The 21,348-nt window shown below is 74.3% G+C and carries 16 protein-coding genes and 1 pseudogene; 6 read left to right on the plus strand and 11 right to left on the minus strand.

Features of this window, described 5'->3' with window-relative positions; all coding sequences use genetic code 11:
• Positions 1–139 precede the first annotated feature (139 nt).
• The 8 genes from ffh to ftsY all read right to left on the minus strand — a co-directional run bounded on the left by ffh (position 140) and on the right by ftsY (position 10,299).
• On the minus strand, positions 140–1,696 hold the full coding sequence (ffh, locus tag ACTMTB_RS10510; RefSeq protein ID WP_441144519.1) for a signal recognition particle protein: 1,557 nt from the start codon (positions 1,694–1,696) through the stop codon (positions 140–142).
• Between the two features lie 358 nt (positions 1,697–2,054).
• A complete protein-coding gene (locus tag ACTMTB_RS10515) occupies positions 2,055–2,711 on the minus strand; it encodes a response regulator transcription factor (RefSeq protein WP_441144520.1) in 657 nt (218 codons plus the stop codon).
• Complete coding sequence (locus ACTMTB_RS10520) at positions 2,708–3,832, minus strand: sensor histidine kinase (protein WP_441144522.1); 1,125 nt, start codon at positions 3,830–3,832, stop codon at positions 2,708–2,710. Before ACTMTB_RS10520 ends, ACTMTB_RS10515 begins: the two co-directional genes overlap by 4 nt.
• 94 nt (positions 3,833–3,926) lie before the next feature.
• Positions 3,927–6,245 carry a [protein-PII] uridylyltransferase gene (locus ACTMTB_RS10525; RefSeq protein WP_441144524.1) on the minus strand — a complete coding sequence of 773 codons (2,319 nt, stop codon included), beginning with the start codon at positions 6,243–6,245 and terminating at the stop codon, positions 3,927–3,929.
• Between the two features lie 8 nt (positions 6,246–6,253).
• The gene (locus ACTMTB_RS10530; protein WP_170285500.1) at positions 6,254–6,592 is read right to left on the minus strand and encodes a P-II family nitrogen regulator; all 339 of its coding nucleotides are present in this window, start codon (positions 6,590–6,592) and stop codon (positions 6,254–6,256) included.
• A gap of 25 nt (positions 6,593–6,617) precedes the next feature.
• Positions 6,618–8,015, minus strand: a complete 1,398-nt coding sequence (locus ACTMTB_RS10535) for an ammonium transporter (protein ID WP_441144526.1) — start codon at positions 8,013–8,015, stop codon at positions 6,618–6,620.
• Between the two features lie 231 nt (positions 8,016–8,246).
• The gene (locus ACTMTB_RS10540; protein WP_179803565.1) at positions 8,247–9,110 is read right to left on the minus strand and encodes a phosphotransferase; all 864 of its coding nucleotides are present in this window, start codon (positions 9,108–9,110) and stop codon (positions 8,247–8,249) included.
• A 7-nt stretch (positions 9,111–9,117) separates the two neighbouring features.
• A complete protein-coding gene (ftsY, locus tag ACTMTB_RS10545; RefSeq protein ID WP_441144529.1) occupies positions 9,118–10,299 on the minus strand; it encodes a signal recognition particle-docking protein FtsY in 1,182 nt (393 codons plus the stop codon).
• Between the two features lie 152 nt (positions 10,300–10,451).
• Here ftsY and ACTMTB_RS10550 point away from each other — a divergent pair, with 152 nt between their 5' ends.
• The 6 genes and pseudogenes from ACTMTB_RS10550 to ACTMTB_RS10575 all read left to right on the plus strand — a co-directional run bounded on the left by ACTMTB_RS10550 (position 10,452) and on the right by ACTMTB_RS10575 (position 16,407).
• Positions 10,452–12,164 carry an alkaline phosphatase D family protein gene (locus tag ACTMTB_RS10550; RefSeq protein WP_441144531.1) on the plus strand — a complete coding sequence of 571 codons (1,713 nt, stop codon included), beginning with the start codon at positions 10,452–10,454 and terminating at the stop codon, positions 12,162–12,164.
• A 23-nt stretch (positions 12,165–12,187) separates the two neighbouring features.
• The gene (locus ACTMTB_RS10555) at positions 12,188–12,625 is read left to right on the plus strand and encodes a MarR family winged helix-turn-helix transcriptional regulator (RefSeq protein WP_441144533.1); all 438 of its coding nucleotides are present in this window, start codon (positions 12,188–12,190) and stop codon (positions 12,623–12,625) included.
• A 114-nt stretch (positions 12,626–12,739) separates the two neighbouring features.
• Positions 12,740–13,033 (plus strand): annotated as a pseudogene (locus ACTMTB_RS10560) (MFS transporter); the annotation flags it as partial.
• A 132-nt stretch (positions 13,034–13,165) separates the two neighbouring features.
• Positions 13,166–13,375 carry a universal stress protein gene (locus ACTMTB_RS10565; protein ID WP_441145005.1) on the plus strand — a complete coding sequence of 70 codons (210 nt, stop codon included), beginning with the start codon at positions 13,166–13,168 and terminating at the stop codon, positions 13,373–13,375.
• A 148-nt stretch (positions 13,376–13,523) separates the two neighbouring features.
• Positions 13,524–15,818, plus strand: a complete 2,295-nt coding sequence (locus ACTMTB_RS10570; RefSeq protein ID WP_441144535.1) for a tetratricopeptide repeat protein — start codon at positions 13,524–13,526, stop codon at positions 15,816–15,818.
• Between the two features lie 58 nt (positions 15,819–15,876).
• Positions 15,877–16,407: a DinB family protein gene (locus ACTMTB_RS10575; protein ID WP_441144537.1), complete on the plus strand. Its 531-nt coding sequence runs from the start codon at positions 15,877–15,879 to the stop codon at positions 16,405–16,407.
• A gap of 83 nt (positions 16,408–16,490) precedes the next feature.
• Here the strand turns inward: ACTMTB_RS10575 and ACTMTB_RS10580 are convergent, their stop codons facing one another.
• From ACTMTB_RS10580 to ACTMTB_RS10590, 3 genes are all read right to left on the minus strand, one after another.
• Positions 16,491–17,111, minus strand: a complete 621-nt coding sequence (locus ACTMTB_RS10580; RefSeq protein ID WP_441144539.1) for an HAD family hydrolase — start codon at positions 17,109–17,111, stop codon at positions 16,491–16,493.
• Positions 17,111–20,722: a chromosome segregation protein SMC gene (gene smc, locus ACTMTB_RS10585; protein ID WP_441144541.1), complete on the minus strand. Its 3,612-nt coding sequence runs from the start codon at positions 20,720–20,722 to the stop codon at positions 17,111–17,113. Before smc ends, ACTMTB_RS10580 begins: the two co-directional genes overlap by 1 nt.
• A 272-nt stretch (positions 20,723–20,994) precedes the next feature.
• Positions 20,995–21,189 carry a hypothetical protein gene (locus ACTMTB_RS10590; RefSeq protein ID WP_007456482.1) on the minus strand — a complete coding sequence of 65 codons (195 nt, stop codon included), beginning with the start codon at positions 21,187–21,189 and terminating at the stop codon, positions 20,995–20,997.
• Positions 21,190–21,348 lie beyond the last annotated feature (159 nt).

The raw sequence follows: 21,348 nt of genomic DNA on the forward strand, positions 1-21,348 counted from the left end.
GGAGCCGGCCACCGCTGAGCAGGTCGGTCCGGTGCGGTTACTCCGCCTCGCGCAAGGAGTCCCGCACGCGCACGGTGAGCTCCGGCAGGTCGGCACCACCCTGAGCGTTGATCTCGTCGACCACCGCCACCGCCACGCGTCAACGGGGGCGGTTGTCGCCCTTGCCGAGCTTGTTGAAGTCGATCTTCGGGAGCTTGAAGCCCGGCGGCAGGCCCTGACCGCCGGCCAGGTCACCCGGGTCCAGCCCCGGCGGGAGCTGCGGCATGCCGCCCGGGAAGCCGCCCGGCAGCCCGGCGCCCGCCCCGGTACGCGGCCGACCGCCGCCCTTGGTGCCCTTGCGCTTGTTCTTCGGCGACTTGGTCGCCTTGCGCCGGCCCGCGCCGGGCAGGCCCATCATGCCGCCCATCTGCTTCATCATCTTCTGCGCGTCGGCGAAGCGGTTGAGCAGCTGGTTGACGTCCATCACCGTGACACCCGAACCGGCCGCGATGCGGGCCCGGCGGGAGCCGTTGATGATCTTCGGGGTGGTGCGCTCGGCCGGGGTCATCGACCGGATGATCGCGGTGACCCGGTCGAAGTGCTTGTCGTCCAGCTCGGCGAGCTGGTCCTTCATCTGCCCCATGCCGGGCATCATGGCCAGCACGTTGGCGATCGGGCCCATCCGGCGGACCGCGATGAGCTGGTCGAGGAAGTCCTCCAGGGTGAACTGCTCGCCGCCCATCAGCTTGGCGGTCATCTTCTCCTTCTGATCGGAGTCGAAGGCCTGCTCGGCCTGCTCGATCAGAGTGAGGACGTCGCCCATGCCAAGGATCCGGCTGGCCATCCGGTCGGGGTGGAAGACGTCGAAGTCCTCCAGCTTCTCGCCGGTGGAGGCGAAGAGGATCGGCTGCCCGGTGACCTCCCGGACGGAGAGCGCGGCGCCACCGCGGGCGTCGCCGTCGAGCTTCGACAGCACCACGCCGGTGATCCCGACGCCGTCGCGGAACGCCTCGGCGGTGCGGACCGCGTCCTGACCGACCATCGCGTCGATGACGAAGATGACCTCGTCCGGGTCGACCGCGTCGCGGATGTCGGCGGCCTGCTGCATCATCTCGGCGTCGATGCCGAGGCGGCCGGCGGTGTCGACGATGACGATGTCCCGGGCGGCCCGCCGGGCGTGCTCGATCGAGGCACGCGCGACCTGCACCGGGTCGCCGGTGCCGTTCCCGGGCTCCGGGGCGTACACCTCGACGCCGGCGCGGCCACCGAGCACCTGGAGCTGCCCGACGGCGTTGGGGCGCTGGAGGTCGGCGGCGACCAGCAGCGGCTGGTGACCCTGGGCCTTGAGCCAGCGGGCCAGCTTGCCGGCGAGGGTGGTCTTACCGGAGCCCTGCAGGCCGGCCAGCATGATCACGGTCGGCGCCTGCTTGGCGAACTGGAGCCGCCGCCCCTCGCCGCCGAGGACGTTGATCAGCTCCTCGTTGACGATCTTGACGATCTGCTGCGCCGGGTTGAGCGCCTCGGAGACCTCCGCGCCGCGGGCCCGCTCCTTGAGGTTGGCGATGAAGCCCTTGACCACGGGCAGCGCGACGTCCGCCTCCAGCAACGCCATGCGGATCTCGCGCGCGGTGGCGTCGATGTCGGCGTCGGTGAGCCGACCCTTGCCGCGGAGCTTGGTGAAGATCCCGGACAGGCGGTCACTCAAGGTGTCAAACACGCGAACATCCCGTTTGTCGGTGTTACGGCGGGCACTACCCGGCCGGTGTACAGCGGCCGGCCACCGCTAGGGTAGCCCGCCGCCCGCACCCGCGTACCAGCCCGGCCCAGCCGCCGGACCCGCCCGGTCCCGCCACCCGGGCCGGCCCGCACGGCGACGGCTGAATCGTCTACGTCATCAGCTCGACAGCGTCTGCGAGGCCCTCCGCCCCCTCCGAGCGAGGGCAGGGCGCCGCCCGGCGCACCCCGCCGTCCCGGGGATCAGCGGCGCAGGCCCAGCCGGGTGCGGATGTCCGCGGCCACCTCCGCCGGGGACCGGCCATGGTTGTCGACCACGAACGCCCCGTTCAGCCAGACGATCACGAGCTGACCAGCCCCGACTGGTACGCGAAGACCACCAGCTGGGCCCGGTCCCGGGCGGCCAGCTTGACCATCGCCCGGCTGACGTGGGTACGCGCGGTGGCCGGGCTCACCACCAGCCGGTCGGCGATCTCGGCGTTGCTCAGCCCCTCGCCGACCAGCCCCACCACCTCCCGCTCCCGCTCGGTGAGGGTGTCCAGCCGGGGGTGCGGGCGGGGCACCCGGGCCGGCCGGGTGGCGAACTCCCGCACCACCCGCCGGGTCACCGACGGCGAGAGCAGCGCCTCCCCCTCGGCGACGAGGCGCACCGCCCGCAGCAGCTCGGCCGGCCGGGTGTCCTTGGTCAGGAAGCCGCTCGCCCCGTGCCGCAGCGCGTCGAAGACGTACTCGTCCAGCTCGAAGGTGGTCAGCACGATCACCCGGGTACCGGCCAGCTCCGGGTCGGCGACGATCCGGCGGGTGGCCTCGATGCCGTCGACACCGGGCATCCGGACGTCCATCAGCACCACGTCGGGGCGTACCTGGCGGGCCAGCTCCACCGCCCGCAGCCCGTCGGCGGCCTCGCCGGCCAGGGTGAGGTCGTCCTCGCTCTCGATCAGCGCGCGCAGCCCGATCCGGACGAGGTCCTGGTCGTCGGCGACCACCACCCGGATCACCGCCGCGCCTCCACCGGCAGCCGGGCGGACACCCGGAAGCCGCCGTCGGGGCCGGGGCCGGCGGTCAGCGAGCCGCCCAGCGCGGTGACCCGTTCCCGCATCCCGGCCAGCCCGTGCCCCGCCGCGCCGGGCGCGCCCACGCCCCGGTCGGTCACCTCCACCACCAGTTCCTCCCGGCCGTAGTCGACCCGCACCCGCGCGGCGGCGACCCGGGCGTGCCGCAGCACGTTGGTCAGCGCCTCCTGCACCACCCGGTAGGCGGCCAGGTCCACCGCGGCGGGCAGCGGCCGTGGCTCGCCGGTCACCCGCAGGTCGACGGCGAGGCCCGCCCCGGCCAACCGCTCCCGCAGGGCGTCGAGCCGGGCCAGCCCCGGCACCGGCCCCCGCTCGGTGCCCCGCCGGACCGCACCGAGGGTGACCCGAAGCTCGTCCAGGGCCTCCCGGCTGGTCCGGCTGATCGCGGTCAGCGCCGCCTCGGCCTGCTCGGGCCGCTTGGGCATCAGGTGCAGCGCGATGTCGGCCTGCATGCTGATCGCCGCGAGCCCGTGCCCCACCACGTCGTGCACCTCCTGGGCGATGCGCAGCCGCTCCTCGTCGGCCTGCCGGCGGGCCTGCTCGGCCCGGGCCCGGGTGACGGTCTCCCGGTTGGTCCGCACCGCCACTCCCAGCGCGAACGGTACGACGACCCAGGCCGATCCGGGCAGCACCCCGGGCAGGCCGGGCGAGGCGCCCCGGGACCAGAAGACGTGCACCAGGATCACCGCGAGCCCCGCCGCCCCGGCGACGGCGGCCGGCCGGATCGGCAGCCGGACCGCCACCGTGTAGACGGCGACCAGGAAGCTCAGCAGCACCGGCCCGTACGGGTAGCCGAGCACCAGGTAGGCGGAGACGGCGACGGTGACCACGGCGAGGGTGGCGCGGGGGGCGAGGCGGCGCCCGGTCAGCGCGAGGGTGGCGACCGTGACCAGGGCCAGGCAGCCGGCGTCGACCGGCGTGGCACCGGGCTGGTTGCGGCCGGCCGGGCCGGTGGCGAGCAGGCCGAGCAGCAGCAGGACCACGGCCAGCGCCAGGTCGGCCGCCGCCTCCTGGCGACGGCTGCCGGAGTGTTCCCGCAGGCGCATGCCGGTCATTCTGCCCCCGGTCCGGGCGGGCGTCGTCCGCCCGCGCGCGGCACCGCGGCTACGCCGCCGGACGTACCGGCGGTCGGCGGTCGGGTCAGACGGCGGCCAGCACGGCGGCTTCGAGCCGGGCCCGTTCGGCGTCGGAGGGCCAGCCGCCGACCAGGTAGAACGCGTCCACCACGTCGCCGCCGAGGGTGGAGATCCGGGCCGCGCGGACCTGGGCGCCGGCCTCGTCGAGGGCGCAGGTCACCCGGTAGAGCAGCCCGGCGGCGTCGGCGGCGCGCAGCTCCAGCAGCACCGCGTCGGTGGCCGCCTCCCGGTGCCAGACCACTCGCGGCGCGGCCCCCTCCCCCCGCGCCGCGAGAGCCCGGCCGCGCAGCCGCTGGGTGACGGAGACGTCCCCGTTGACGGCGCGACGCAGATCGGCGCTGAGCGCGATCGGGTCCGGCGCGAGCCCGTAGCGGGGCTGCACCCGGCACTCGACCAGGGCCCGGCCGTCGACCGTGGAGGCGTCCGCGGCCAGTACCTCCAGCCGGTGCAGGGCCAGGCAGCCGGCCACCGTCGCGAGCAGGCCGCGCCGGTCGGCCGCGGCCACCGACACCCGGTCCTCGGTCAGGTGTACGACCGGCAGCGGCCCCGCCACCAGCGCCGGGTCCGGGGCCGGGGGCGCGGGCAGGGCGCCGGTGTCCAGCGCGGTACGCACCCGGGCCACCAGCTCGGCGACCAGCCGCCCCTTCCAGTCCGACCAGGCGGCCGGCCCGGTGGCCGCCGCGTCGGCGCGGACCAGGGCGTGCAGCAGGTCCAGCGTGGTGGTGTCGCCGACCCGCTCGGCGACCCCGGCGATGGTCACCGGGTCGTCGAGGTCCCGCCGGGTGGCCACGTCGGGCAGGAGCAGGTGCAGCCGGACCAGCGTGCCGATCAGCGCCGCCTCGGGCGCGGGCAGGCCGATCCGGGCGGCCACCGCCTCGGCCACCGGCGCCCCCACGGTGCTGTGGTCGCCGGGTAACCCCTTGCCGATGTCGTGCAGGAACGCGCCGAGCAGCAGCAGGTCGGGACGGTCCACCTCGCGGGTGTGCCGGCTCGCCTCGTACGCGGTCTGCACCAGGTGCCGGTCGAGGGTGAACCGGTGCACCGGGTTGTGCTGGGGCAGGCTGCGCAGCCGGGTCCACTCCGGCAGCCAGCCGTCGATCAGGCCGTACCGGTCGCAGGTCTCCCAGGCGGGCACCAGACCGGGACCGGCCCCGAGCAGGGTGATCAGCGCGGCGCGGGCGGCCGGCGGCCAGGGCGCGGGCAGCGGCGGGCAGTACGCGGCCAGCCACTCGCAGGTGGCCCGGGCGATCGGCAGCCGGGTGGTGGCCGCGGCGGCGGCGATCCGCAGCGACAGGCTCGGGTCGGGGCGGGCGCCGATGGCGGTGCGGGCCAGCACCAGTTCCCCGTCGTGCTCGACGACGTCCCGGGCGACGGGCCGGCGCACCGGGCGGCCGTCGCCGCCCCGGCGGCGGCCGGAGCGCAACCGGTCGGCGGCGCGCCAGGCGTCGTCGAGGGCGTGGCTGACCGTCCGGGCGTCCCCGGCGACCCGGCGCAGCAGCACGTCACCGTCGCTGGCCGTGGCGCCGGGCTGCTGCGCGTCGTCGGACCCGCCGGGCGGGGACTGTCGCAGGCCGAGCAGGCCGGCCACGCCGTCGCGTTCCTGGGCGATGAGCCGGTCGACCCGGCGGCCGACCTGCTGGTGCAGGGCGTCGCGGGTGTCCAGCAGGCGCAGGTGCGCGGCCCGGACGGCGGGGCGCAGCGCGTCGGTGATGCCGGCGGTGGCGATGGCCCGCAGCAGGCCCACGTCACGCAGCCCGCCGGCGGCCTCCTTGAGGTCTCCCTCGAGCAGGAAGGCCAGCTCGCCGTGGGTACGCCAGCGGCTCTCGGTGATCTCCCGCAGGGCGGGGAGCCGGCGGACGGCGGTACGCCGCCAGTGGTCGGCGGCGGTGCGGATGAGGGTGTCGGCGAGCGCCCGGTCGCCGGCCACGAAGCGCGCGTCGAGCAGCGCGAGGGCGACCTTGACGTCGTCCTGGGCCACGGAGAGCGCCTCGGCGAGGGTGCGCACCGAGTGGTCGAGCCGCACGCCGGCGTCCCAGATGGGGTACCACAGCGACGCGGCGAACTCGTCGACGCCGGGCACCCCGGCGTGCAGCAGCACCAGGTCGAGGTCGCCGTGCGGCGCGCACTGCCGCCGCCCCAGCCCGCCGACCGCGACCAGCGCGATCCCCTCCCGCCCCGGCACCAACGACCCGAGCCACCGGTCAAACCCGGCAGCCCGCTCCCGCCGCGCCGCCTCCCCGATGCCACCGACCTCGTTGATCAAGAGGTTTGCGTCACCGTTGTCGGTGTTTCCTGACGCATTCCTCTTGATCAACGAGGTCATGGTGGCTCCTAGAGGGCGTCGAGGCCGCGTTCGCCGGTACGGACCCGGACGACCTCCTCGACCCCGGTGACCCAGACCTTGCCGTCGCCGATCTTGCCGGTCCGGGCGGCGGCGACGATCGCGTCCACGATCTTGTCGACGTCCATCTCGTCGGTGAGCACCTCGACCCGGATCTTGGGCAGGAACTCGACCGTGTACTCGGCACCCCGGTAGACCTCGGTGTGCCCCTTCTGCCGCCCGTACCCCTGGACCTCGCTGACGGTCAGGCCGGCCACGCCGAGGGCGTGCAGGGCCTCCTTCACCGCGTCCAGCTGGTACGGCTTGATGACCGCGGTCACCAGCTTCATGTCCAACCCCTCCATCCCAGGAACGTTAACCGGCGACCTTCTCGTTGACCGGCTCGGTGGCCGGTTCGCCGGCCTCGCCCGAAGCCGGCTTCCCGGCGCCCGGGGTGAGCCCGGCCAGCGCGAAGGCCCCACCGCCGGCGCTGCCGGTGGTCGGCGACATGTCGTACGCGCTCTCCGCGTGCTCGGCCACGTCGATGCCGGCGACCTCGTCCTCGGCGTCGGAGCGGAGCCCGATCAGCGCCTTGACGGCGAGCGCGATCACCACGGCCACCCCGAAGGAGTAGACCGAGACGATGCCGCTGCCCAGCGCCTGACGGCCGAGCTGGGTCAGCCCGCCGCCGTAGAACAGGCCCTCGCTGCCGCCCAGGCCCTCGATGGCCGAGTTGACCTGGAGGGTGGCGAAGAAGCCGATGGAGAGCGAGCCGATCCAGCCGGCGACGAAGTGCACGCCGACCACGTCGAGCGAGTCGTCGAACCCGAGCTTGTACTTCAGGCCGACCGCCACCGCGCAGACCGCGCCGGCGATGAGGCCGAGCAGCACCGCCGGCAGCGGGGCGATGAAGCCGCAGGCCGGGGTGATGGCGACCAGGCCGGCGACGGCGCCGGAGGAGGCGCCGACCAGGGTCGGCTTCCCGTTGCGCAGCCACTCGACGATGATCCAGCCGACCAGGCCGGCGGCCGTGGCGACCTGGGTGTTGACGAAGGCCACCGCGGTGGTGCCGTCGACGGTCAGCTCGGAGCCGGCGTTGAAGCCGAACCAGCCGAACCAGAGCAGGCCGGCACCGAGCGCGACCAGCGGGACGTTGTGCGGCTTGAAGCTCTCCCGGGGCCAGCCGAGCCGCTTGCCGAGCACCAGCACCAGGCCGAGCGCGGCGGCGCCGGCGTTGATGTGGACCGCGGTGCCACCGGCGAAGTCCAGTGCCTTGATCTTGGCGCCGATGAAGCCGCCACCCCACACCCAGTGCGCGACCGGGATGTAGACCAGCGTGAACCAGGCGAAGGCGAAGAGCAGCCACCCGGAGAACTTCAGCCGGTCGGAGACCGCGCCGCTGATCAGGGCCACCGTGATGACCGCGAACATCATCTGGAAGACCAGGAAGACGTACGTGGGGATGCCGGTCCCCGCGCCGAGGAAGAGCCACTCCTCGCCGATGAAGCTGGTCTCGGTGCCGAGGTACTGGGTGAAGCTGCCGATCACGTTGTTGACGCCCGCGTTGTCGTTGGTGCCGAACGCGAGGGTGAAGCCGTAGATGACCCAGAGAACGGAGATGAGCCCGATCGAAGAGAAGCTCATCATCATCATGTTGAGTACGCCCTTGGACCGGTTGAGCCCCCCGTAGAACAGGGCCAGCCCCGGCGTCATGAGCAGCACGAGCGCAGACGACAGGAGCAACCAGGCGGTGTTGCCGGTGTTGATCTCCACGCTGCCTCCTCTCGGTGTGGAAGTCCTCCCATCCGACTGGAACCTGGCAGCATCGCCCGTCAGCCGGTTGGCGGGAAGCTTCGCCGCCGCCTGTTTCCTTCACCGACACCGCTCGATTTCCGACGCGTGACGGCTTGTTTCGGGCATGTGAAGAACGTCGATCATGGCTCCCCGAAACGACGTGAGTGGCCGTCGCGCGCGCGACGGCCACTCCTGTCGGGTCGACCGGGGTCAGCGCAGGGCGTACTCCAGGGCGTGCCGCTCGTAGTCGAGCAGCCGCAGGTCGCGCATCGGGCGGCGCAGGTGGCCCTTGTGCACGATCCGCACGAACGCCGGCTCACCGGCCGCCGCCATCCGACGGATGCCCTCGACGTGGTCGACGATGCGCTTGCGGATGGTCCGGATCAGCCGGTGCCGGTCGCGCGGGATCAGCCCGTACGCGTCGGCGAAGAGCCGCAGCCGGCGCGGCCGGTCCGGGTGCTTCCAGCCGAGGGTGATCGAGTCCCGGTCGGAGAAGATCGGCACCCAGGTCCAGGCCGCGTACGCCACGTCGTAGATCCGGGCGCCGGGCGAGGCGAGGTCGAAGTCGATCAGCCCGAGGGTGCCGTCCGGCCGCCAGATGACGTTGTGCGGGGCGGCGTCGTGGTGGCAGATGACCTCGGTGTCCGGCGGCGGCGGGCCGAACGAGCGCCAGACCGCGCCGGGCGGCGGGGCGAAGCCGTACTGCGCGTCGTGGAACATCCGCAGCATGGTCGCCACCGTCACCAGCGCCTCGTCGGTGACCCAGTGCGGGGCCAGCGGGTACTCCCCGCACTCCCCCTCCAGGTACGACAGGACCTCCCGGTTGCGCTCGTCCATGCCGAGCGCGCGGGGCGCGCCGGTGAACCCGACGTACTCCAGGTGGCGCAGCAGAGCGTGCACGGAGGGCGTCCACGGGCCGGCGTTGCGCCGGACGGTGTCGCCGACCCGGACCACGGTGCTCACGTTCCCGCCGTGCAGCGGGATCTCCTGCGAGGTCACGTACGGTCTCCCCAGGGCCGGCGGCGCGTGGCGAGGGTCACGCCACCCGGCGAACGCGCGATCGTCAGTCGTCACCGCGAGATTACGCGTCCCGGGCGAGCGGCTCGGTGCCGAGCAGCGCGTCGACGAACTGCGCCGGGTCGAACGGGGCCAGGTCGTCCGCGCCCTCGCCCAGCCCGACCAGCTTGACCGGGATGCCGAGCTTGCGCTGCACGGCGATCACGATGCCGCCCTTGGCGGTGCCGTCGAGCTTGCTCAGCACCACCCCGGTCACGTTGACCACCTCGGTGAAGACCCGGGCCTGCTCCAGGCCGTTCTGGCCGGTGGTGGCGTCCAGGACGAGCAGTGTCTCGTCGATCGGGCCGTGCTTCTCCACCACCCGCTTGACCTTGCCCAACTCGTCCATCAGGCCGATCTTGTTCTGCAGGCGACCAGCGGTGTCGATCACGACGGTGTCGGTGCCGGCCTCGATGCCCTCGCGGACGGCGTCGAAGGCGACACTGGCCGGGTCGGCGCGCTCCGCGCCGCGCACGGTGATGGCACCCACCCGGCCGCCCCAGGTCTCCAGCTGGTCGGCCGCGGCGGCCCGGAAGGTGTCGGCCGCGCCGAGGGTGACCGTCCGGCCGTCGGCGATCAGCACCCGGGCGATCTTGCCGCAGGTGGTGGTCTTGCCCGCGCCGTTGACGCCGACCACCATCAGCACCGCCGGCCGGCCGTCCTTGGGAGCGGTCCGCAGGGCGCGGTCCAGGGTCGGGTCGAGGGCGTTGACCAGCTCGGCGGCGAGCAGCGCGCGCAGCTCGTTGGCCGAGCGGGTGCCGAGCACCCGGGTCCGCTCGCGGAGCCGGTCGACGATCTCCCGGGTCGCGTCGATGCCGACGTCGGCGGTGATCAGGCTGTCCTCGATCTCCTCCCAGGTGTCCTCGTCGAGGTGGTCGCGGCTGAGCAGGCCGAGCAGGCCCTTGCCGAAGGCGTTCTGCGAACGCGACAGCCGGGAACGCAGCCGGACCAGCCGGCCGGCGGTCGGCTCGGGCACCTCCAGCGCGGGCACCTCGATCACCGGCGGCTCGACCAGGATGCCGGTGGAGAGTTCGGCCTCGGGCGCCTGGACGGGCGGACCGGCCAGGTCCTCCTCGGCCCGGGTGTCGACCTCGGTCTTCGGCAGCGGCGGCTCGGGGCGCCGGCGCAGCCGGGGCACCACCAGGCTGAGGCCGCCGAGGATCAGCACCGCGAGCAGGGCGAGCGCGACGAGGAGGTATTCCGTCATGCCGAAATCCTGTCAGATGCCGGCGGCGGCGTCTCATCGACCGCACCCCGTGGCGTCGGCCGGCTCCGGCGGTAGGCTCGGCCACAGCCAGCAGTGGTGCGACCGCCGGCGGGGTAGTAAAGATGAAGTCCGCTCACCTCGGAGGTCTCGCCATGCCCGCCCCATGCCTGCTCATCGGCCCCCTGCTGCGGCGGGTGGTCGGCACGCGGGCCACCGTCTGGGTCGAGACCAGCGCGCCCGCCGTGGTCACCGTCCGCACGGCCGACGGGGCCGCCGGCTTCGCGCCGACCTTCTCCGCGTACGACCACCACTACGCGCTCGTGGTCGTCGAGGGGCTCACTCCGGAGAGCGCCACCAGCTACGAGGTGCTGGTCGACGGCGAGGTCGCCTGGCCGGTACCGCGCGACGGCTTCCCGCCCAGCGTGATCCGTACCCGGGCCGTCGACGACCTCGACCAGCCGGTGCGGCTGCTCTTCGGCTCGTGCCGGGAGACCACCCAGCACGCCACCACCCGACGGCTGCCCCCGGACGCGCTCGACGCGTACGCCCGGCGGTTGATGGCCGACCCGGACCGGGCCGGCCTGCCCGACCTGCTGGTGCTGCTCGGCGACCAGGTCTACGCCGACGTGACCTCGCCCACGGTGAAGCGGCTGCTCAAGCGGCGCCGCCGGCGCCCGAAGAACGCCCCCACCGACCAGGTGGTGAGCTTCGACGAGTACACCAAGCTCTACCTGGAGTCGTGGCGCGATCCGGAGATCCGCTGGCTGCTCTCCACCGTGCCGAGCGTGATGATCTTCGACGACCACGAGGTCATCGACGACTGGAACACCTCCGCGTCGTGGCGGGCGGAGATGCGCACGCAGCCCTGGTGGGCCGAGCGGATCCGCAGCGGCCTCGCCTCCTACTGGGTCTACCAGCACCTGGGCAACCTCTCCCCGGACGAGATCGCCGACGACCCGCTCTACGCCAAGGTGGTCGCCGCCGAGGACGCCACCATCGTGCTGCGCGAGTTCGGCGAGCGGGTGGACGCCGAGGCCGACGAGGCGCATGACACCGAGCGCTGGCGGGCCGTGCAGTACCAGTGGAGCTACGCCCTCGACCTGGGGCGGACCCGCCTGGTCATGCTGGACAACCGGTGCAGCCGGGTGCTGCAGCCGGGCAACCGGGCCATGCTCCCGCCCGGCGAGTGGTCCTGGTTCCTGGACCGGGCGCACGGGGTCTACGACCACCTGGTGGTCGGCTCCTCGCTGCCCTGGCTGCTGCCCCCGGGGATCCATCACGTGGAGGCGTGGAACGAGCGGCTCGCCGACTCCCACCGACCGTGGCTGGCCGGGCTCTCCGAGCGGATCCGCCGGGCCTGTGACCTGGAGCACTGGGCCGCGTTCAGCCGCTCCTTCGACGCGCTCGGCGCGCTCTTCGCCCGGCTCGGCAGCGGCGCTCCGGGCAGCCCGGGCGAGCGGGTCGGCGCCGGCCCGGCGTACGCGCCGCCGGCCTCGATCAGCGTGCTCTCCGGAGACGTGCACCACTCGTACGTGGCCCGGGCCCGGTTCGCCGACCCGGCGGTGCGTACCCCGGTGCACCAGTTGACCTGTTCCCCGATCCACAACCAGGTCCCGGCCGGGATGCGCCCGCTGATGAAGCTGGGCTGGTCGCCGGGGCCAGCCGCGGCCACCCGGGCGCTCGCCCGCTCCGCCGGGGTACGCCGGCCGAGCGTCCGCTGGCGGAAGCTGGCCGGGCCGTACTTCGGCAACGCGGTGGCCACGCTGGCGCACACCGGCCGGCAGGCCGAGGTGCTGATCGAGGGCACCACCAGTGACGGCCACCTGCGCGAGGTCGCCCGGCAGCGGCTCACCCCGGCGGCCTGAGCCGGCCCCGTACGCTCTGTGCCGTGGAAGAGCATCCGCCGGAGACCCTGCGCGCGGTGGAGGACGAACTGACCGCGTTGCTGCGCCGGGGTCGCGCGTTGTCCTGGGAGATCGCCCGGGAGGTGCATCCGAACCTGGAGCCGAACGCGTACGGGCTGCTGCTCTGGCTCCGGCGCTCCGGTTCGATCCGGTTGACCGACCTGGCCGTCCGGCTCGGCATCGGCAAGGGCACGCTCAGCCGGCAGATCCACGGCCTGGAGGGGCTCGGCCTGGTGCGCCGGGACCCGGACCCGGACGATCGGCGGGCGGCGCTGATCAGTCTCACCGAGGAGGGCATCCGGCGCTTCGACGCAGCCCGGGCGGCCCGGCTGGGGCAGATCCGCCGGACGATGGAGAGCTGGCCGAGGAGAGACGTGGCGGAGTTCGCCCGGCTGCTGCACCGGTTCAACGAGACCTTCTGACCCCGACCGTCCGGCGGAATACCGTGCCGGCCACCAAGCTGTTGCTTAAGGCAACCAGGCCATACGGTTGCCCGAGGCAACTTCTTCTCTCCGCTCCCACCGGAGGCAGTCACGATGACCCAGGCGCCAGCGCCCACCCGGGCGACCGCCGTCGACATGACCCACCGGCAGATCCTGGAGGCCCTCTCCGGCCTGCTGCTGGGCATGTTCGTCGCCATCCTCTCCTCGACGGTCGTCTCGAACGCGCTGCCGAGGATCATCACCGAGCTGAAGGGTGGTCAGTCCGCGTACACGTGGGTGGTCACCTCGACGCTGCTGGCGACCACCGCGACCACCCCGATCTGGGGCAAGCTCGCCGACCTGACCAGCAAGAAGCTCCTGGTCCAGCTCTCCCTGACCATCTTCGTGCCGTCGGCAGGGCTCCGCCCTGGTCGTCGTCTTCGTCAGCTCATCGCCCGGCTTCACCACGCTGATCCCCGGCGTGGACGCCGGCGCGCTGCAGCGCACCCACGACGAGCTGGTCGCCGAGCTGCGCCGGGAGTGCCGGCGCGGCGCGCACGAGTTCGTGTACCGGTCACCCTGCTCTGCCGGCGCGGGGACGCGTACACCGAGCTGTGCGCGGCGGCCGACGAGACCCGGGCGGACCTGGTCGTGGTCGGGGCGTCGGAGCAGGCGGGGCACCGCCTCGTCGGCTCCGTCGCCACCCGGCTGGTCCGCACCGGCCGCTGGCCGGTCGTCGTGGTGCCCTGACCCGCCCGGCGCGGCATATCGAGCCACCACTGTGGCCGGACGACCCGCCGGCGGGTCACCTGTTCGGATCCGCTCACCGTCCGTGGGGCGGCCGATGCGCTCCGGAGCGCCGAGGGGCCGGGGTGCGGCCGCCCGTGATGATGGTGGGGTGGGTGAGATCTTCGGCCGCCGTCCCCCGCGGCGGCGGGTCGTGGTGCTGCTCGCCCTGGCCCTGCTGACCGCCGTCGCGGCGGCCCTGCTGCTCCGGCGGCCCCCGGCCGCGCTCGCGCCCCGTCCCGGCTGGGCCGGCACCGAGCAGGCCGGCTGGATCGCCGGCATCGTCAGCGCGGTGCTCTCCCTGGTCGGCACGGTGGCCGCCGTGCAGGCCCTGCGCACCACCCGCGCCGCCGAGCGCCCACCGGCCGGCGGCGCCCGCACGGTGCGGGTCGGTCGGATCCCGCAACCGGCGTCCTGGTTCCAGGACCGGCGTGCCCGGCTGGACCTGGCCCGCGCGGCCCGGGCCGGTCGTACCGCCGTGCTCACCCAGGTGCTCTCCGGCATGGGCGGGGTGGGCAAGACCCAGCTCGCCGCCCAGTTCGCCCGCCGGCTGGCCGACAGCGGCGAACTGGACCTGCTGGTCTGGGCCACCGCGATCAGCCGGGACGCGATCGTCGCCGCGTACGCCCAGGCGGCCCGGGAACTGCGGCTGGTCGACCCGGCGGCCGACCCGGAACAGGCCGCCGCCGCCCTGCTGAGCTGGTGCGAACGCACCGACCGGCGCTGGCTGGTGGTGCTGGACAACCTCGACGCGCCGGCCGACGCCGCCGGCTGGTGGCCACCGGCCAACCGCAACGGCCGCACCATCGTCACCACCAGGCGGCGGGACGCCGTCCTCGGCGCCGACGACCGCACCCTGGTCGAGGTCGGGCTCTTCACCGGCGACGAGGCGGTCGGCTACCTGACCCGGGCGGTCGCCGACCCGGCCCGGCTCGCCGAGGCCGCGCAGCTCGCCGCCGACCTGGGCCACCTGCCGCTGGCCGTCGCCCAGGCCGCCGCGTTCATCCGGGACCGGGGCCTGGACTGCGCCGGGTACCGCCGGATGCTCGCCGACCGCAAGCGCCGGCTCGACGACCTGGTGCCGCAGCCGGACGCCCTCCCCGACGACCATCGGGCGACAGTGGCGGCGACCTGGTCGCTCTCGATCGACGCCGCCGACGCGGCCGCGCCGGTCGGCCTGGCCCGCCCGCTGCTGGAGCTGGCGGCGCTGCTGGACCCGAACGGCGTACCCACCGGTCTCTTCGCCACCCCGGCGGCGCTGGCCCACCTGGCCACGGCCCGGGCCGCCGGGGACGGGGCGCCGGTGGAGGTCGACGACGTGGCCCGGGCGCTGCACAACCTGCACCGGCTCAGCCTGGTCACCCACGACCCGCACGGCGGCAGCCTGCGGGTGCACGCCCTGGTGCAGCGGGCCGCCCGGGACCGGCTCACCGACGCCCAGCTCGTCGCCGCCGTCCGGGTCGCCGCCGCCGCGCTGCTGCACCGCTGGCCGCCGACCGAGGTCGAACCCCCGGTCAGCCAGGCCTTCCGGGCCAATGCCGCGGCCCTGCGCGACCACGTCGGCGACCTGCTGCTGCGCGCCGGCGCCCACAAGGTGCTCTTCCGCCTCTACGAGAGCCTCGGCGAGTCCGGACTCGTCCGGGCCGCCGTGGACGGCCTGGACGAGGTCATCGCCGACTGCCTCCGGCTGCTCGGGCCGGACCATCGCCAGACGCTGGCCTTCCGCGGCCACCGCAACTTCTGGCGGGGCCGGACCGGGGACGCCGCGGGGGCCGCGGACGCCTTCGCCGAGCTGCTCACCGACTGCCTGCGGGTGGTCGGCCCGGACGACCCGCTGACCCTCACCACCCGGCACAACGTCGCCTACTGGCGGGGTGAGGCGGGCGACGCCGCCGGGGCCGCCGAGGCCACCGCCCAGCTCCTCACCGACCGTCTCCGGCTGCACGGCCCGGAGCACCCGGACACGCTGAACACCCGGGGCAGCCTCGCCTGGCTGCGGGGCAAGGCGGGCGACCGGACCGGCGCGGTCACCGCCCTGCGCGCGCTGCTCGCCGACTGCGAGCGGGTGCTGGGGCCCGAGCACACCACCACGCTCAACGCCCGCAACGGGCTGGCGTGGCAGCTCGGCGCGGCCGGCGAGCACGCCGCCGCCATCGCGGAGACGCGGGCGCTGCTCGACGACTACGTCCGGCTGCTCGGCGTCGACCACCCCGGCACGCTGGACACCCGCCGCAACCTCGCCTGGTGGCGGGGCGAGGCCGGCGACCCGGCCGGCGCGGCCATCGCCCTGGCGGAACTGGTCACCGACTGCCTGCGGGTGGTGGGCCCGGACCACCCGCTGACCGGCATGGTGGTCGAGAGCCTGGCGCACTGGCGGGGCCAGGTCGGGCGGACCGCCGCCGGGTAGCGCGAGCCGGCGGCGATAACCACTCGCCGGTGTCACACCCGAGGACGAGGATGTCCCGATGACCTGGAGAGCACCGGAGATCAACCGGACCAACGAACCGTACGTCGGCGACGAGCGCACCATGCTGGAGGGCTGGCTCGACTACCACCGGCAGACGCTGCTGCTCAAGTGCGCGGGGCTGACCGCCGAGCAGCTCAGGACGCCGAGCGTGGAGCCGTCCGGGCTGACTCTGCTCGGGCTGGTGCGACACATGGCGGACGTGGAGCGCTGGTGGTTCCGGATCCGGGCCGCCGGGCAGGACATCGCCGGCATCTACGGCACGGACGAGGACCCGGACGCCGACTTCAACGCCGTCGCCGACGCCGACGCCGAGGCCGAGTTCGCCACCTTCGCCGCCGAGGTCGAGGCCGCCCGCAAGGCCGCCGCCGACCTGTCGCTGGACCAGACCTTCGCGCGCAAGCGCCGCGACGGCAGCGCCGACGAGGTGAACGTCCGCTGGGTGTACGTCCACATGATCGAGGAGTACGCCCGGCACAACGGCCACGCCGACCTGATCCGCGAGCGCCTCGACGGGGTGACCGGCGACTGAGCCCTCCCGCCGCCGGGCGTCGGTCAGCTGCCGCGCCCGGCCCGCAGGAGATGCTCCCCGAGCGGGGTCAGCGTGTGCCGCGCTCAGTACGCCAGCGCCGCCCGCAGGTAGCGCAGGTCGGCCGGGCCGCCCCACCGGTGCGCCGACAGCCCGGCGGCGCGGGCGCCGCGGACCGCCCAGTCCTCGTCGTCGACGAAGAGCACCCGGGCCGGCGGGGTCTGCAGCGCGTCGCAGGCCGCCTGGAAGTACTCCTTGGCCGGCTTGTGCACGCCGATCACCGAGGAGTTGACCACCACGTCCAGCTCGCCGACCAGGCCGAGCGCGGCGAGGTCGGCGTCGAGCAGGTCGGTGGCGTTGGTGCCCAGCCCGACCCGGACGCCCGCCGCGCGGACCTCCCGGACGAACGCCAGCACCTCCGGGTCGACCTCACCCCGGTAGCGCTGCCACTGGTCGACGGCGGCGCGGGCCCGTTCCGGGCTGCCCACCGAATCGGTCAGCGCGTCCGCGACGCTGCTCACCCACTCGGCGTGGCTGACCCGGCCGGTCAGCACCGGCTGGAGCCGCCCCCACTGCATGGCGATCTCGCCGAGCACCCCCTCGGCGAGGCCGTACTCCCGCTCGACACCGGCGGCCACCGCCGGATCCCACCGGCGCAGTACGCCGTCGAAGTCCAGCAGGAGCGCCGTCGCGCGTTCCCGAGCCACTACCCGTTCTCCTCGCCGCGGCCAGGCCGCTCGTCCTCGTCGGCCCGGTTGAGCCGTTGGCTGATCACCTGGGTGACCCCGCTGCGCATGGTCACGCCGTAGAGCGCGTCGGCGATCTCCATCGTCCGCTTCTGGTGCGTGATGACGATCAGCTGGCTCTTCTCCCGCAACTGTGCCAGCAGCGTGATCAGTCTGCCGAGGTTCACGTCGTCCAGCGCCGCTTCCACCTCGTCCATGATGTAGAACGGGCTGGGCCGGGCGCGGAAGATCGCCACCAGCATGGCCACCGCGGTCAGCGACCGCTCGCCGCCGGAGAGCAGCGACAGCCGCTTGATCTTCTTGCCCGGCGGGCGGGCCTCCACCTCGACGCCGGTGGTGAGGAGGTCCTCCGGGTCGGTGAGGATCAGCCGGCCCTCGCCGCCGGGGAAGAGCACGGTGAAGACCTGCTCGAACTCCCGGGCGGTGTCCTCGAAGGCGCTGGCGAAGACCTCCAGGATCCGGTCGTCGACGTCCTTGACCACGGTGAGCAGGTCCCGCCGGGTGGCCTTCAGGTCCTCCAGCTGCTCGGAGAGGAACTTGAAGCGCTCCTCCAGCGCGGCGAACTCCTCCAGCGCCAGCGGGTTGACCTTGCCGAGCAGGGCCAGTTCCCGCTCCGCCTTGGCGGCCCGCTTCTCCTGCACCGGCCGCTCGTAGCGGACCGGCTCGGGCACCGGCAGGCCGTCGCGTTCGGCCGTCGCCACGTCCACCTGGGTGGGTGGGACAAGCTGGTCCGGGCCGTACTCGGCGACCAGGGTCTCCACGTCCAGGCCGAAGTCCTCGGCGGCCTTCGCCTCCAACTGCTCGATGCGCAGCCGCTGCTCGGCGCGGGCCACCTCGTCGCGGTGCACCTGGCTGGTCAGCCGTTCCAGCTCCGCGCCGAGGCGCTTGGCCGCGCCGCGTACCTCCTGGAGTTCGGCCTCGCGGCCGGCGCGTTCGCGCGCCACCGCGTCGCGGTGCTCCTCGGCCGCGGCGATCGAGGCGGTGAGCCGGGTGAGCGCCTCGCGCGCGCCGCCCACCACGGCCCGGGCGATGGCCGCGCCGCGGGTGCGCGCCGCCCGCCGGGCCGCGGCGCGTTCGCGGGCCGCCCGCTCGGCGGTCGCCTGCCGGGCCAGCGAGTCGGCCCGGCCGGCGATCGAGGAGACCCGCTCCTCGGCGGTACGCACCGCCAGCCGGACCTCCATCTCGTTCTGCCGGGCCCGGGGCACCATCGCGGCGAGCTGGTCCCGCTCCTCGGTGGAGGGTTCGGCGTCGATCGGGGTGTCCTCGGCCAGCCGCAGCCGCTCCTCCAGCTCGGCCAGGGCGAGCAGGTCGCGTTCGCGGGCCGCCTCGGCCCGGGAACGGGACTCGCCGAGCCGATCGGTCTCCGCCTTCGCGGAGCGGGCGGCGGCGCCCAGCTCGGCGAGCCGGCGGGCGGCGGCGTTGCGGTGGCTCTCCGCCTCCCGCTTGGCGGCCGCGGCGTGCTGCACCGCCTCCTTGGCGGCGGCCACCTCGGCCCGCGCGTCGACCAGCTGGTCGCGCAGCTCGGCGCTGGTCCGCTCGGCGGTGAGCCGGTTGGTGCGGGCCTCCTCGACGGCGGCCTGCACCTCGATGTAGCTGGGCGCCTTGGCCGACCCGCCGGCCGCCGCGTACGCCCCGACCACGTCGCCGTCGGGCGTGACCGCGCGCAGCTCCGGGTTGCCGGCGACCAGCTCGGCCGCGGCGGCGAGGTCGGCGACGAGCACCACGTCGCGCAGCGCCCGGTGCACGGCCGGGCGGATCTCGGCGGCGCACTCCACCAGGTCGGGCGCCCAGCGGGCGGTGTCCGGCAGCTTCGGGCGCAGGGCGTCGGCCGGGCCGTCCATGCCGGGGCCGGCGGGGCTGCCGACCAGCAGCCCGGCCCGCCCGGCGTCGGAGATCTTCAGCAGCCGCATCGCCTCGACGGCCTCGTCCACCCCGCTGACCGCGACCGCGTCGGCGAGCCCGCCGAGGGCCGCGGCGAGGGCCGCCTCGTGGCCGGGGGCAACGGTGAGCAGGCTGGCGAGGCTGCCCAGCAGGCCGGGCACGTCGCCGGCGCGGGCCAGCAGCGCGCCCGCGCCGTCCTTGCGGCGCAGGCCGAGGGCGAGCGCCTCCTCGCGGGCCTTCCAGGTGGCGGCGTCCTTCTCGGCGGCCCGCTCGGCGTCGGCGAGGGAGCGCACGGCGGCCTGGGCCTTCTCGTGGACGGCGACGGCCTCGGCGTGCCGCTCGTCGAGTTCGGCGTTGTCCCGGTCCGCCTCGGTGGACTGTTCGGCCACCGCGTCCAGGTCGGCCTGGGCCTTCTCGGCGCGGGCCAGCGCGTCGGCGTGGGCGGCGGCGAGCCGCTCGATCTCCTCGCCGGCACTGGTGGTCCGGGCCCGGGCCGAGTTGACCTGGCCGGTGAGCCGGGCCAGGCCCTCCCGGCGGTCGGCGATCGCCTTGGCGGCGGCGACCAGTTCCCGCTCGGCGGCGGCCAGTTGCCGTTCCAGCTCCTGCCGGTGCTCCACCGCCTCGGCCAGCCGGATCTGGTCGTCGGTGAGCGCCGCGCGCAGCTCCTCCTCCTGCTCGCGGACCCGCTGCGACTCGGCCTCCAGCTGCTCCGGGTCGCGGCCGGGCCGCTCGTCGTCGGTGGTGGCGCTGAGGTGGCGCAGCCGTTCCCGGGCGAGCTGCTCGATGGAGCGGAACCGTTCCTGCAGGGCGGAGAGCTTGTACCAGGTGTCCTGGGCGGCGGCGAGCAGCGGCGCGTCCTCGGCCAGGGCCGCCTCCAGCTCGCCCAGGCGGGCCTGCACCTCGCTGTGTTCGGCCTCGACCTGCTCGCGCCGCTCGCGCAGCGCGGTCTCGTCGGCGATCTCCCGGTCCAGGGTGGTGCGCAGGGTGGCGAGGTCGTCGGCGAGCAGCCGCAGCCGGGCGTCGCGCAGGTTGGCCTGGATGGCGGCGGCCCGCCGGGCCACCTCGGCCTGCCGGCCCAGCGGCTTGAGCTGGCGGCGCAGCTCGGCGGTGAGGTCGGTCAAGCGGTTGAGATTTACTTGCATCGCGTCGAGCTTCCGCAGCGCCTTTTCCTTGCGCTTGCGGTGCTTGAGGACGCCGGCCGCCTCCTCGATGAACGCCCGCCGGTCCTCCGGCTTGGCGTGCAGCATGCCGTCGAGCCGGCCCTGGCCGACGATGATGTGCATCTCCCGGCCGATGCCGGAGTCGGACAGCAGTTCCTGGATGTCGAGCAGCCGGCAGGAGTCGCCGTTGATCTCGTACTCGCTCTCGCCGGAGCGGAACATCCGGCGGGTGATGGAGACCTCGGTGTACTCGATCGGCAGGGCGCCGTCGGTGTTGTCGATGGTGAGGGTGACCTCGGCCCGGCCCAGCGGCGCCCGCCCGGCGGTGCCGGCGAAGATGACGTCCTCCATCTTGCCGCCGCGCAGCGCCTTGGCGCCCTGCTCGCCCAGCACCCAGGCGATGGCGTCGACGACGTTGGACTTGCCGGAGCCGTTCGGGCCGACCACGCAGGTGATCCCGGGCTCCAGCTTGAGCGTCGTGGCGGAGGCGAAGGACTTGAAACCCTTCACCGTCAGGCTCTTGAGATGCACCTTCTCGATCCTCGTCCGGTGGCCGCCGTACCGTCGCCGGCTGCGCGAGCCTGGTAAACCCGCAGACTAACCCCTCGGCGGCGACCCGTCGGCACGCGACCCGCCCCGCGGGACGGCACCGGGCGCGGACCGGACCGCGAATGGCGGAGTCGACGCCTACAAGATCGGGAAATTGCGGCGGAAAGCCACGGGAGACAGAGCTGCGCGCCGGCACAAAAGTGTCGGCGCGCGTTTTCGCGGTGGTGCGATTCAGTTTTTCCAGATCCCGTGGATCAGGTCAGGGCCGGCTCGGCCAGCCGGAGGAGGTCGTCGGCCTCCGCGGCGGCCGCGGCGAGCCGATCGTTGTCGGCACGCAGCCGCGTGATCTCGAACTCGAGTGCCTGAACCCTGGCCCGCAGACGGGTGACCTCGTCGAGCAGACGCCGGTCGGGCGCTGCGCCTACGTGGCCGTAGAGGGCTTTCGCCATGCTGACTCCTTGATATGCGCTGCCGGAATGGCCGGCCAACGCGCGCCCAATAACTGTCCGCGACTGCCACCCCGGCATAATCCGGGCATGACTGGGCGCGACTGGCGACACCTACATATTGAGCCGACACCCCCCTCTTCGTCAAGTTCACGCAGGCCG

It is taken from the genome of Micromonospora sp. L32 (assembly GCF_052068055.1).
In the GTDB taxonomy this organism is placed as follows: domain Bacteria; phylum Actinomycetota; class Actinomycetes; order Mycobacteriales; family Micromonosporaceae; genus Micromonospora; species Micromonospora purpureochromogenes.